At 66.1% G+C, this 13,101-nt stretch carries 11 protein-coding genes and 1 tRNA gene; 6 read left to right on the top strand and 6 right to left on the bottom strand.

Annotated features, from left to right (window positions below):
• Positions 1–243 precede the first annotated feature (243 nt).
• Positions 244–320 (bottom strand) — tRNA-Arg (locus tag CFE50_RS15180).
• A gap of 259 nt (positions 321–579) precedes the next feature.
• Between CFE50_RS15180 and CFE50_RS15175 the strand changes: the two genes are divergently transcribed.
• Entirely contained in the window at positions 580–894 is a 315-nt protein-coding gene (locus CFE50_RS15175; protein WP_007160462.1) for an Arc family DNA-binding protein, read from the top strand.
• Positions 895–945: 51 nt separating this feature from the next.
• Here the strand turns inward: CFE50_RS15175 and mgtE are convergent, their stop codons facing one another.
• A complete protein-coding gene (mgtE, locus tag CFE50_RS15170; RefSeq protein WP_186354089.1) occupies positions 946–2,391 on the bottom strand; it encodes a magnesium transporter in 1,446 nt (481 codons plus the stop codon).
• A 288-nt stretch (positions 2,392–2,679) separates the two neighbouring features.
• On the opposite strand from mgtE, the gene CFE50_RS15165 reads away from it, so the two are divergent.
• Entirely contained in the window at positions 2,680–3,156 is a 477-nt protein-coding gene (locus CFE50_RS15165; protein WP_027598050.1) for a DUF4124 domain-containing protein, read from the top strand.
• Between the two features lie 24 nt (positions 3,157–3,180).
• On the opposite strand, the gene pheA is transcribed toward CFE50_RS15165, so the two are convergent.
• The 4 genes from pheA to mtnA all read right to left on the bottom strand — a co-directional run bounded on the left by pheA (position 3,181) and on the right by mtnA (position 9,500).
• On the bottom strand, positions 3,181–4,275 hold the full coding sequence (gene pheA / locus CFE50_RS15160) for a prephenate dehydratase (protein ID WP_027598051.1): 1,095 nt from the start codon (positions 4,273–4,275) through the stop codon (positions 3,181–3,183).
• Between the two features lie 2 nt (positions 4,276–4,277).
• Positions 4,278–5,363 (bottom strand): 3-phosphoserine/phosphohydroxythreonine transaminase, encoded by a 1,086-nt coding sequence (serC, locus tag CFE50_RS15155; protein ID WP_007160466.1) that lies wholly within the window; start codon positions 5,361–5,363, stop codon positions 4,278–4,280.
• A complete protein-coding gene (gene gyrA / locus CFE50_RS15150; protein ID WP_044340946.1) occupies positions 5,363–8,194 on the bottom strand; it encodes a DNA gyrase subunit A in 2,832 nt (943 codons plus the stop codon). The genes serC and gyrA overlap by 1 nt, the downstream gene beginning before the upstream one ends.
• Positions 8,195–8,426: 232 nt before the next feature.
• On the bottom strand, positions 8,427–9,500 hold the full coding sequence (mtnA, locus tag CFE50_RS15145) for an S-methyl-5-thioribose-1-phosphate isomerase (protein WP_007160468.1): 1,074 nt from the start codon (positions 9,498–9,500) through the stop codon (positions 8,427–8,429).
• A 118-nt stretch (positions 9,501–9,618) separates the two neighbouring features.
• Here mtnA and CFE50_RS15140 point away from each other — a divergent pair, with 118 nt between their 5' ends.
• The 4 genes from CFE50_RS15140 to CFE50_RS15125 are packed head-to-tail and all read left to right on the top strand — an operon-like array spanning position 9,619 to position 13,094.
• Positions 9,619–10,944: a TRZ/ATZ family hydrolase gene (locus CFE50_RS15140; RefSeq protein ID WP_286734693.1), complete on the top strand. Its 1,326-nt coding sequence runs from the start codon at positions 9,619–9,621 to the stop codon at positions 10,942–10,944.
• Between the two features lie 32 nt (positions 10,945–10,976).
• The gene (gene ubiG / locus CFE50_RS15135) at positions 10,977–11,675 is read left to right on the top strand and encodes a bifunctional 2-polyprenyl-6-hydroxyphenol methylase/3-demethylubiquinol 3-O-methyltransferase UbiG (RefSeq protein WP_007160470.1); all 699 of its coding nucleotides are present in this window, start codon (positions 10,977–10,979) and stop codon (positions 11,673–11,675) included.
• A gap of 4 nt (positions 11,676–11,679) precedes the next feature.
• A complete protein-coding gene (gene mupP / locus CFE50_RS15130; RefSeq protein WP_241808701.1) occupies positions 11,680–12,351 on the top strand; it encodes an N-acetylmuramic acid 6-phosphate phosphatase MupP in 672 nt (223 codons plus the stop codon).
• Between the two features lie 8 nt (positions 12,352–12,359).
• Positions 12,360–13,094, top strand: coding sequence for a YciK family oxidoreductase (locus CFE50_RS15125; protein ID WP_286734690.1), 735 nt, complete (start codon positions 12,360–12,362; stop codon positions 13,092–13,094).
• Positions 13,095–13,101: the final 7 nt, after the last annotated feature.

The following is a 13,101-nucleotide window of genomic DNA, read 5'->3' as shown; positions in this document are numbered from 1 at the left end:
CGCGAACCTCCAGAGGCGCTCCAGATACAAGCAATGCAGACGGTTAGCCAACGGAGAGTACAGATAAATTCGGCAGGTTTTTGTCTGCTGCTCTATGCTGTGATCACAGCCACAAATCGCCACTGGAAGAGCTTGGAAGTCGGACAAGGTCGCCGTTTTTGCCCTATCCTCCAAACTGCTGTAACGGTTCGGCAAGGGCAGTTGAAGGCGTCGGATCGCGAGGAGAGGTTCTGGAAAGGAATCTGGTGTCCCAGAGTGGGGTCGAACCACCAACCTTCCCCTTAGGAGGGGGATGCTCTATCCAATTGAGCTACTGGGACAGGAAAGGGCGCTCATGGTAACGAGCAGCGGAAGGTTTGTCATGTTCCGGTTCAGGCAGCGCGACACTGCGCACGGGGCGGCACAGGCAGGAAGTTCTTCGGCAGCTTTGCAATTTGTTCTGTACGTCGGTAAATTGACGTCAATAAAAACAGATACCTAGGGACAGGTGGTTACAGAGTCCAAGGTGCCGTGAGTGCTAGCGGAACGAGACGAGGGCTTATGCCTTCACTGATTTTTGACTCCAGATGAAGTACCTCAATGACCCAGGCCATTAGATCCTACTCAAGCCGTACCGCTGACAAATTCGTCGTGCGTCTGCCCGAGGGCATGCGAGAGCGCATCGCGGATGTGGCCCGCAACCATCATCGCAGCATGAACTCCGAAATCATCGCGCGTCTCGAGCAGAGCTTGCAGCAAGAGGGCGCCCTTGGGGACGAACCCGGGCTTCGCCTGGACAGTCCGGAGATCACCGCCAGCGAGCGGGAGTTGCTGCAGCGCTTTCGGCAACTGTCGGGTCGCCAGCAGAACGCCCTGATCTCGCTGATCGCCCACGACATCGACGCCGCATCCTGACGGCGTCCGGGCTGCCCTGCGCCTGGGCAGCCCGCTGCACCCTGCCCTGCCCTACATCAGGAACAGGGTGGCGAGTCCCAAGAAGATGAAGAAGCCGCCGCTGTCGGTGACCGCGGTGATCAGGACGCTCGACCCCATGGCCGGGTCGCGACCGAAGCGCTGCAGGGTCATGGGAATCAGCACGCCCATGAACGCCGCCAGCAGCAGATTCAGGGTCATGGCCCCCATCATCACCAGGCCCAGGGACCAGCTGCTGTAGAGATAGAAGGCCACCAGCCCGATCACCCCACCCCAGATGACGCCGTTGCACAGGGCGACGCCCATCTCCTTGCGCAGCAGGCGAGCGGTGCTGGTCACGCTGATCTGCCCCAGCGCCATGGCGCGCACGATCATGGTGATGGCCTGGTTGCCCGAGTTGCCGCCAATGCCGGCGACGATGGGCATGAGCGCGGCCAGGGCCACCAGTTTCTCGATCGAGCCCTCGAACAGGCCGATGACCCGCGAGGCGATGAAGGCCGTGATGAGGTTGGTGGCCAGCCAGGTCCAGCGGTTGCCCACCGATTTCCACACCGAGGCGAAGACGTCTTCGTCTTCGCGCAGACCAGCCATGTTGAGGACTTCGCTTTCGCTTTCCTCGCGGATCAGGTCGACCATCTCGTCGATGGTGAGACGGCCGATCAGCTTGCCGTTCTTGTCCACCACCGGCGCCGAAACCAGGTCGTAGCGTTCGAACGCCTGGGCCGCGTCATAGGCGTCGCCGTCCGGATGGAAGGCCACCGCCTCCTTCGCCATGACTTCGACCACCAGCTTTTCCGGATCGTTGACCAGCAGTCGCTTGATCGGCAGCACCCCCTTGAGGATGCTGTCGTTGTCGACCACGAACAGCTTGTCGGTGTGGTCGGGCAACTCTTTCAGCCGGCGGAGATAACGCAGCACCACTTCCAGGGCGACGTCATCGCGGATGGTCACCATCTCGAAGTCCATCAGCGCGCCCACCTGGTCCTCTTCGTAGGACAGGGCGGAGCGCACCCGCTCGCGCTGCTGGGCGTCGAGGGCCTCCATCAGTTCATGGACGACGTCGCGCGGCAGGTCCGGCGCCAGGTCGGCGAGCTCGTCGGCGTCGAGCTGACCGGCCACCGCGAGGATTTCCTGATCGTCCATGTCGGCGATCAGCGTTTCACGGACGGCGTCCGAGACCTCCAGCAGGATCTCGCCGTCACGCTCGGTCTTGACCAGCCCCCAGACGGTCAGGCGGTCTTCCTGCGGCAGGGCTTCGAGGATGAAGGCGACGTCGGCCGGGTGCAGCTCGTCCAGCCGGGCACGCAGCTCTTCGAGGCCCTCTTCGGGGATATCGGCGGGGGATACGGGGGCGCGATCGTGGTCTTCACGCGCCTCGACGGCGAGGTCGTAGCGCTCCAGCAACTCGACGACCTGGGCGAGACGCTCCTGCAGCGTCTCGTGGGGCTTTCTGATTTCTGCTTCGTTCACTACGGTCATAGCGCACTCCGGCCCGCCGGCGGAGCGCACCGACGAACCCTATCTCAACAACGGGACGAAAAAGGCGATTGAGTGTTGACTGGGTAAGTCCATAAGGGGGGATGACCACTGCCCCGGCGGGGCTGACGGCGGGGATGATACACCGGACCGGTTACGGGTGCGAACGCAAAAGGTTTTCAAAACAGCTATTTGCAAGGGCTCTGGGCCGGTATCGAAGCCGCGCTTGCAACGCTCGTCCCGCGGTCGTTAACCCGCTAAGCTTGAGCGCTACGTCAAGGAGGACGTCCCATGAAGAAGCTCGTCGTGCTCGGCCTGTTGCTGGGCTGCGCTTCTGCCCAGGCGGCCACGGTCTATCGTTGCGAAGATGCCGCCGGCCACCTCACCTTTTCCACCAGCGGCTGTGCTTCGGACAGCGACAGCCGCCTGCAACGCGCGGACAATCCCCGCCCGGGCGGCGCCAGGCCCACGCTGATGGCGAAACCCAAGGCCCCTCCGCGCAAGGAGGCGCAACGCCCACCAACAGTGGTGGCAGCCAGAACGGATGGGTGCGGTGATCTGCTCAACCCCAGCGAAAGGCGGCAGGCGATCATCCGGGGACAGGTCAGGGTCGGCATGAGCCGGGCGGACGTGGAGAACGCCCTGGGACCACCGCAGCGGATCTCCCAGCTGGACGCCCTGACTCGCTATCACTACGAGGCGCGCCAGCGCAAGGAACGCTCGCGCCTGGTGACCTTCGACGACAAGGGTTGCGTGCGTCGACGCTGACGCCCGCAACCGGCTGGCACCGCGTCAGAGCACGGCGCGGGGGTAGGAGCCGAGGACCTTGAGCGCCACGGCGCTGGTGGACAGGCGCTCCAGCACGTCGCGGATCAGCGGATCGGCCTGGTGGCCGAGGAAATCGATGAAGAAGACATAGGTCCACTTGCCGCTGCGCGAGGGCCGCGTCTCGATCCGGCTGAGGTCGATGTTGTTGGTGTGGAACGGCAGCAGCAGCTCGTGCAGGGCACCCGGCTTGTTCTGCATGGAGACGATGATGGAGGTCTTGTCGTCGCCGCTGGGCGGCACCTCCTGGTTGCCGATGATGAGGAAGCGCGTGGAGTTGTCCGGGCGATCCTCGATCTTCTGCTGCACCGGGGTCAGGCCATAGAGCGAGGCCGCCATGTCGCCGGCGATGGCCGCGCTGTTCCACTCCCCCTTCACCCGCCGCGCCGCTTCGGCATTGCTGGCCACCGCCACCCGCTCGACGCTGGGGTAGTAGGAGTCCAGCCACTTGCGGCACTGGGCCAGCGACTGGGCGTGGGAATAGATGCGGGTGATGCTGTCGGCCTTGGTATTCTCGCCGATCAGCAGGTGGTGGTGGATGCGCAGCTCCACCTCCCCGCAGATCGACAGGTTGTGCTCGAGGAAGCTGTCCAGGGTGTGGTTGACCGCCCCTTCGGTGGAGTTTTCCACCGGCACCACGCCGAAGTTGGAGGCGCCGGCGGCAACCTCGCGGAAGACCTCGTCGATGGCCGCCATGGGCCGGGTCACCACGGCCTTGCCGAAGTGCTTGAGCGCCGCGGCCTGGGAGAAGGTACCTTCCGGGCCGAGGTAGGCCACGTGCAACGGCTCTTCCAGGGCCAGGCAGCAGGACATGATCTCGCGGAACAGTCGCGCCATGTCTTCGTCACGGACCGGACCGCCGTTGCGCTCCATCACCCGCTTGAGCACCTGGGCCTCGCGCTCGGGCCGGTAGAACACGGGCTTTTCGCCCTCCGCCAGCGTTCCCATCTTGACCCGGGCCACGTCCTGGGCGCAGCGGGCACGTTCGCTGATCAGCTCCTGGATACGTTCGTCCAGACTGTCGATACGCAGGCGCAGGGCCTTGAGCTCGTGTTCGGACATGATCAGCCGTGCTCCTTCTCGAATTCGGCCAGATAGGTCACCAGCGCCTGGACGGCTTCCAGGGTCACGGCGTTATAGATGGAGGCGCGCATGCCCCCCACCGAACGATGGCCCTGCAGATACAGCAGACCGCGCGCTTCGGCGCCCTCGAGGAAGGCCTTGTCGAGGCGCTCGTCCGCCAGGCGGAAGGGCACGTTCATCCAGGAGCGGTCGTTCTTGGCGATGGGGTTGCTGTAGAAGTCGCTGGCGTCGATGAAGCCGTACAGCAGCTCCTTCTTCTGGCGATTCAGGCGCTCCATGGCGGGCAGACCGCCCTGCTCCTTCAGCCACTTGAACACCAGGCCCGACAGGTACCAGGAGAAGGTGGCCGGGGTGTTGTACATGGAGCCGTTGTCGGCCTCGACCTTGTAGTCGAGCAGCGTCGGGCAGGCGGCGCGGGCGCGACCCAGCAGGTCTTCGCGGACGATCACCACCACCAGGCCGCTGGGCCCGATGTTCTTCTGCGCGCCGGCGTAGATCAGCCCGAAACGCGAGACGTCCAGCGGGCGCGAGAGGATGTCGGAAGAGGCATCCGCCACCAGGGGTACGTCACCTACGTCCGGAATCCAGTCGAACTCCAGACCGCCGATGGTTTCGTTGGGGGTGTAGTGGACGTAGGCGGCGTCCTTGGACAGCTGCCATTCGTGCTGCCCCGGAATGGCGAAGTAATCGTAGCCCTTGGAACTGGCGGCGACGTTGACGGTGCCATAGTGCCGCGCCTGCTCGATGGCCTTGCGCGACCAGATGCCGGTGTCGATGTAGTCGGCCTTGCCGCCCTCGGGCATCAGGTTCATCGCCAGCTGGGCGAATTGCAGACTGGCGCCGCCCTGCAGGAACAGCACCTTGTAGTTGCTGGGGATGGCCAGCAACTCGCGCAGGTCGGCCTCGGCCTGGTTCGAGATGGCGGTGAAGTCTTCACCGCGGTGGCTCATCTCCATCACCGACAGGCCACGGCCCTGCCAATCCAGCAGATCGGCCTGGGCCTGGCGCAGCACAGCTTCAGGCAGGGCCGCCGGGCCGGCGCAGAAGTTGTAGGCACGCTTGCTCATCACTCGTCATCCTCGTTGGGCAGATCATCGCTCGGCACGTCGCTGGCACCGGGCAGCACATCGTCCTGGTCGGGTTCGTGACTGTCGACCGGCAATTCCTTGTCGAGCACCTCGTCGTCGAGCTCGGCTTCGTGATCCAGCAGCTCTTCGTCCACCGAAGGCTCCTGCACCCGCTCCAGGCCCACCAGCTTCTCGCCCTTGCCGAGCTTGATGAGGGTGACGCCCTGGGTGTTGCGGCCGGTACGGGAGATGCCCTCGACCGGCGTCCGCACCAGGGTGCCCTGGTCGGAGATCAGCATGATCTCCTCGCCGTCCAGCACCTGGATGGCGCCGATCAGGGGGCCGTTGCGCTCGTTGATGACCATGGCGATCACGCCCTGGCCGCCACGACCACGCTGCGGGTATTCGGCCATGGCGGTGCGCTTGCCGAAGCCGTTGAGGCTGGCGGTGAGGATCTCGGCGCCCGGCTCGGGGATCAGCATGGAGATCAGCCGCTGGTTCTCGGCCAGACGCATGCCCCGCACGCCGCGGGCGGTACGGCCCATGGTGCGCACATGGCGTTCCTTGAAGCGGATGACCTTGCCACCGTCGGAGAACAGCATGACCTCGCGGGCCCCATCGGTGATGGCGGCGGCGATCAGGCTGTCGCCCTCTTCCAGCTTCAGCGCGATCAGGCCGTTGCTGCGCGGACGGCTGAACTGCACCAGCGGGGTCTTCTTCACGGTGCCGTTGCGGGTGGCCATGAAGATGTAGGCGCCGGTGGGCTCGTCCTGGTCGGCATCGAGGAGTTCGCCCTCTTCGCCTTCGCTTTCGACATCGTCTTCCACCAGCACGGCGTCTTCGATGTCCAGGTTGTCGTCCTGCTCGCCCAGGTCCTCGTCACCGGCCGGCGCCTGCTGACGTATGGCTTCCAGATCGACCGGCAGCATGGCGGTGATGCGCTCGCCTTCGGCCAGCGGCAGCAGGTTGACCAGCGGACGGCCACGGGCGGCGCGGGAGGCCTCGGGGATCTCGTAGGTGCGCTTCCAGTAGACCTTGCCCAGGCTGGAGAACAGCAGCAGGGTGGTATGGCTGTTGGCGACCAGCAGGTGTTCGATGTAGTCCTCTTCCTTGACCGCCGAGGCCGAGCGGCCGCGACCGCCCCGGCGCTGGGCCTGGTAGGCATGCAGCGGCTGGGACTTGGCGTAGCCGCCATGGGAGATGGTGACGACGCGGTCTTCCTCGGTGATGAGGTCGGCGATGGTCAGGTCCACCTGGGAGGCGATGATCTCGGTGCGACGCTTGTCGCCGAACTCGGCCTTGACCTTCTCCAGCTCCTCGCGGATGACTTCCATCAGCCGCTCGGGATTGGTGAGGATGCGGATCAGCTCGCCGATCTGCTGCAGGATCTCCTGGTACTCGGCGATGAGCTTCTCGTGCTCCAGGCCGGTCAGGCGGTGCAGACGCAGATCCAGGATGGCCTGGGCCTGCTCGGGCGAGAGGTGATACTTGCCCTCGTGCAGGCCGTATTGCTCGGGCAGGTCGTCCGGACGGCAGGAGTCGGCGCCGGCGCGCTCGACCATCTCGCGTACCGCGCTGGATTCCCAGGGCGTGGCGATCAGGCGCTCCTTGGCTTCGGCCGGGGTCGGCGAGCTCTTGATCAGCTCGATGACCGGATCGATGTTGGACAGGGCGACCGCCTGGCCTTCGAGGATGTGGCCACGCTCGCGCGCCTTGCGCAGTTCGTAGACGGTGCGCCGGGTCACCACTTCGCGACGGTGGCGAATGAAGGCTTCCAGCAGTTCCTTGAGGTTCAGGGTCCGCGGCTGGCCGTCGAGCAGGGCCACCACGTTGATGCCGAACACCGTCTGCAGCTGGGTCTGAGCGTAGAGATTGTTGAGCACCACCTCGGGGGTCTCGCCGCGACGCAGCTCGATGACCACGCGCATGCCGTCCTTGTCGGACTCGTCGCGCAGCTCGGTGATGCCTTCGATCTTCTTCTCTTTCACCAACTCGGCGATCTTCTCGATCAGCCGTGCCTTGTTGAGCTGGTAGGGCAGCTCGGTGATGACGATCTGCTGGCGATTGGCGCTCTTGTCGATGTCCTCGACTTCGGCGCGGGCCCGCACGTAGATGCGGCCACGACCGGTGCGATAGGCCTCGATGATGCCGGCGCGACCGTTGATGATGCCCGCGGTCGGGAAGTCCGGACCGGGGATGTACTGCATCAGGTCGTCGACGGTCAGCTCGCTGTTCTCGATCAGCGCCAGGCAGCCATCGATGACCTCGCCGAGGTTGTGCGGCGGGATGTTGGTGGCCATGCCGACCGCGATGCCGCTGGAACCGTTGACCAGCAGGTTGGGGATGCGCGTGGGCATTACCGCCGGGATCTGCTCGGTGCCGTCGTAGTTGGGCACCCAGTCGACGGTTTCCTTGTCCAGGTCGGCCAGCAGTTCGTGGGCGAGCTTGGACATCCGCACTTCGGTGTATCGCATGGCCGCGGCGTTGTCGCCGTCGACCGACCCGAAGTTGCCCTGACCATCCACCAGCATGTAGCGCAGCGAGAAGGGCTGGGCCATCCGCACGATGGTGTCGTAGACGGCGGTGTCGCCGTGGGGGTGGTACTTACCGATGACGTCACCCACCACACGGGCGGATTTCTTGTACGGCTTGTTCCAGTCGTTGCCCAGCTCGCTCATGGCGTAGAGCACGCGCCGGTGCACCGGCTTGAGGCCGTCGCGCACATCCGGCAGGGCCCGGCCGACGATGACGCTCATCGCGTAGTCGAGATACGACTGCCGCAATTCGTCTTCGATATTGACCGGGAGGATTTCTTTGGCCAGTTCACCCATGAGAAGCCTGGTTCCTTCTGATCTGAAAAGCGCTAGGGCTCGTCCGCATGTCGGCCGAGCCTGATATAGGAGAGGCGAAAGCCCGTCTGGCGGCGCCTGCCACCGGCGGCGCGAAGGCGCTCCAGCCGGTTTTCAGCACTGCATCGCCGCCTGCCGAGGGCTTTCGAACAAAGCCTGTGCAAAGAGCGAAATTCTAACACATTCAGGGATGTATCCGCCCCTGGCGATCACCTCAATGCAGGCGGCGCCGATTCATCAGCTCGGCCATCTTCTTGGCGTCCGGACGCTCCACCACCCCGCGCTCGGTGACGATGGCGTCGATGAGATCGGCCGGGGTCACGTCGAACACCGGATTGAAGGCCTCGACCTCGGCGGCGATGCGCTGGCCTCCGGCTTCCAGCAACTCGTGACCGGCGCGCTCCTCGATGGGGATGTCGTCACCGGACGCCAGATTCATGTCGATGGTGGAGCTGGGCGCCACCACCATGAAGCGCACGCCGTGGTGCATGGCGATGACCGCCAGGTTGTAGGTGCCGATCTTGTTGGCCACGTCGCCGTTGGCGGTGATCCGATCGGCGCCGACGATCACCCAGGCGACGTTGCGCGTCTTCATCAGGTGAGCGGCGGCGGCATCGGCGTTGAGACTGACCGGAATGCCCTCGCCGGCCAGCTCCCAGGCGGTCAGGCGCGAGCCCTGCAGCCAGGGGCGGGTCTCGTCGGCATGGACACATTCCACCAGGCCGTCCAGGTGCGCGGCGCGCAGGACGCCCAGGGCGGTGCCGAAGCCGCCGGTGGCCAGGGCGCCAGTGTTGCAGTGGGTAAGGAAGGTCTGCTTGCTGGCGTCGTGCTTGCGGATCAGCTCGACGCCCAGCTGCGCCATGGTCAGGTTGGCCTCGCGATCGCTCAGGTGGATGGCCACCGCCTCGGCTTCCAGCGCCGCCAGGGCACCCTCCCCGGCCATGCGCGTCAGGCGCTCGCGCATCCGGTTGAGCGCCCAGAACAGATTGACGGCGGTGGGACGCGACGCGGCCAGCAGTTCGAAGTCGGCACTGACGGTGGCTTGCCAGTCCTCACCCGCCGCGGCACGTTGCCGAGCACCCAGCACCACGCCATAGGCGGCGCTGATGCCGATGGCCGGCGCGCCGCGTACCAGCATGTCGCGGATGGCCTGGGCCACCTCGGCGGCGCTGTGACAGGCGACCCAGTGTTCGCGCAGCGGCAACAGGCGCTGGTCGAGCAGGTGCAGGGCACCGTCCCGCCATTCGATCGCCTTGATCTTTTCCGCCGCCAGCAGACGCTCTCGCATGATCTCTCCTCGACCTGAATCTGTAGCCCGCCAGTATACCGGCATCGGCGTGCGGATTTAGCGGTAGCGCCGCAAGGACCGCTATACTGCCGGCTCGCCCCTCTTGGAACCGCCGCCGATGCCCACCCCCGCGCCCCTGGACCTCTTGTTGCTCCCCAGCTGGATCGTGCCGGTGGAGCCTGCCGGAGTAGTCCTGCGCGATTACGCCCTGGGCGTGCGCGACGGCTGCATCGCCCTGCTCGCGCCGCGTAGCGAGGCCCTGCGTCAGCCGGCCAAGGAGACCCTGGAGCTGCCGGGCAAGGTGCTGATCCCCGGGCTGATCAACGCCCATGGTCACGCCGCCATGACCCTGTTTCGCGGCATGGCCGACGACCTGCCGCTGCAGACCTGGCTGCAGGATCACATCTGGCCCGCCGAAGGGCGCTGGGTCGACGAGGACTTCGTCCGCGACGGCACCACCCTGGCCATCGCCGAGCAGATCCGTGGCGGCATCACCTGCTTCTCGGACATGTATTTCTACCCCCAGGTGGCCTGCGAGGCGATCCATCGCACCGGGGTGCGCGCCCAGGTCTGCCTGCCGATCCTCGACTTCCCCATTCCCGGCGCCCGCACCGCGGACGACATGATCCGCCGTGGCCTGGAACTGTTCGACGACATGAAGCTGCACGAGCGCATCAGCGTGGCCTTCGGCCCCCATGCGCCCTATACCGTGGCCGACGCCAAGCTCGAACAGATCCTGGTCCTGGCCGAGCAACTGCAGGCACCGATCCAGATGCATGTCCACGAGACCGCCTTCGAGGTGGAGCAGGCGCTGCAGCAGACCGGTGAGCGGCCGCTCAGCCGGCTACGGCGACTGGGTCTGCTCGGGCCGCGCTTCCAGGCGGTGCACATGACCCAGGTGGATGACGAGGATCTGGAAAACCTGGTCGAGACCAACAGCCATGTCATCCACAGTCCCGAATCCAATCTCAAGCTGGCCAGCGGCTTCTGCCCGGTGGAGCGGCTCTGGCAGGCCGGCGTGAACGTCGCCATCGGCACCGACGGCGCGGCCAGCAACAACGACCTCGATCTGCTCGGCGAGACCCGCACCGCCGCCCTGCTGGCCAAGGCCGTCGCCGGCTCGGCCACCGCCCTCGATGCCCACCGTGCGCTGCGCCTGGCCACCCTGAACGGTGCCCGCGCCCTGGGGCTGGAGCGCTGCCTGGGTTCGCTGGAAGTCGGCAAGGCCGCCGACCTGACCGCCGTCGACCTCAGCGGCCTCGCCCAGCAGCCGCTCTACGACCCCGTTTCGCAACTCATCTATGCCACCGGCCGCGAACGCGTCAGCGACGTCTGGGTCGGCGGCGTGCCGCTGCTGCGCCAGAGCGAACTCGTGCGCCTGGACGAGGCCGAACTCATAGCCAATGCGCAGCAGTGGGCCACCCGTATCCAGCAGGGCGCCTGACGCGCCCCGCTCCCTTGCCTCTGGAGAACCCCATGTCCAACGTCGATAACGCCGAGATCGCCAAGTTCGAGGCCCTCGCCTACCGCTGGTGGGACCGCGAGAGCGAATTCAAGCCGCTGCACGACATCAATCCGCTGCGCGTCAACTGGATCGACCAGCACGCGGGCCTGGCCGGCAAGAAGGTGCTGGACGTCGGCTGCGGTGGCGGCATCCTCAGCGAGGCCATGGCCCAGCGCGGTGCCCAGGTGACCGGCATCGACATGGCCGAGGCGCCCCTGGCCGTCGCCCGCCTGCACCAGCTGGAATCCGGCGTGCCGGTGGAGTACATCCAGGAGACCACCGAGGACCACGCGCGCAAGCACGCCGGCACCTATGACGTGGTGACCTGCCTGGAGATGCTCGAGCACGTGCCGGATCCCTCCTCGGTGATCAAGGCCTGCCACGACCTGGTCAAGCCGGGCGGCCAGGTGTTCTTCTCCACCATCAACCGCAATCCCAAGGCCTATCTGTTCGCCATCGTCGGGGCCGAATACGTGCTGCGTCTGCTGCCGCGGGGCACCCACGATTTCCGCAAGTTCATCCGCCCCTCGGAACTGGGTGCCTGGGCCCGTGCCGCCGGCCTCAACCTGCGCGACGTCATCGGCCTCACCTACAACCCGCTGACCAAGAGATACAAGCTCGAAGGCGACGTGACGGTGAACTATATGGTGCGCACCCAGCGCGAGGACTAAGGCCATGCGTCTGCAAGCGGTCCTCTTCGACATGGATGGCACCCTGCTCGACACGGCGCCGGACTTCATCGCCATCGTCCAGGGCATGCGTCAGGACAGGGGCCTTGCGCCCGCCGACGAAGCCCGCCTGCGCGGCGTGATCTCCGGTGGCGCCAAGGCGATGATCCTGGCCGGCTTCGAGATCGATCCCCTGGGTGCCGAACTCGAACCCCTGCGCCTGGAGTTTCTCGAGCGCTACCAGGACCACTGCGCGGTCCACACCCGGCTGTTCGACGGCATGGACGAAATCCTGCGCGATCTCGACGCCGCCCGGTTGCGCTGGGGCGTGGTGACCAACAAGCCGGTGCGCTTCGCCGAGCCGATCATGCAGCGCCTGGGCCTGGCCGAGCGCTCGGCCTGCCTGGTCTGCCCGGACCACGTCACGCACAGCAAGCCGGATCCGGAGATGGTGCTGCTGGCCTGCCGGCAACTGGACGTGGATCCGCAGACCGCCCTGTTCATCGGTGACGACCTGCGCGACATCGAATCCGGTCGCGCCGCTGGCAGCAAGACGGTGGCGGCGCGCTACGGCTACATCCATCCGGACGACCGCCCCGAGCACTGGGGCGCCGACGCCATCATCGACCATCCACTGGAATTGCGCGCCCTGCTCGATCGCGCGCTGTGCGGCTGCTAGGAGTTCAGATGTTCGACTACCAGGCTCCGGCCAAGCTGCTCAAGGACCGCGTCATCCTCGTCACCGGTGCCAATCGCGGCATCGGCGCCGCACTGGCCAAGGGCTGCGCCGCCCTGGGCGCCAGCGTCATCCTCCAGGGTCGCGATGCCGCGGCGCTGGATCAGGTATGCCAGGAGATCCTGGCCAGCGGTGGCCAGGCCGAGACTCTGGTGCTGGATCTCGAACGGGCCGATTCAGCCGCCTATGCCGCCGTCGCCGAAGACCTGCAGCGACGTCATGGTCGCCTGGATGGGCTGGTGCACAACGCCGGCCTGCTGGGACCGCGGGTGCTGCTGGAAGAGACGCCCGCCATGGCCCTGGCGCAGGTGCTGCAGGTCAACGTCCAGGCCGGCTTCGCCCTGACCCAGGCCCTGCTGCCACTGCTCAGGGCGGCCGGTGAGGCCTCGCTGATCTTCACGTCCAGCAGTGTCGGTCGCAAGGGCCGGGGCGGCTGGGGCGCCTATTCGGTGTCCAAGTTCGCCACCGAGGGACTGATGCAGGTCTGGGCCGAGGAGCTGGCCGAGGACGGCATCCGGGTCAACAGCGTCAACCCGGGCGGTACCCGCACCGCCATGCGAGCGGCGGCCTATCCCGAAGAGGACCCGGCCCGGGTGCCCGCGGCGGAGGCCATCCTGCCGGTCTATCTCTATCTGCTCGGTCCGGCCAGCCGGGGCACCACTGGCCAGGCGCTCAACGCCCAGTAGCGGAGTC

The sequence above is a fragment of the Pseudomonas sp. PGPPP4 genome, from assembly GCF_002256045.1.
GTDB lineage: Bacteria > Pseudomonadota > Gammaproteobacteria > Pseudomonadales > Pseudomonadaceae > Chryseomonas > Chryseomonas oryzihabitans.
This window is presented reverse-complemented; position numbering and strand designations above follow the sequence as displayed.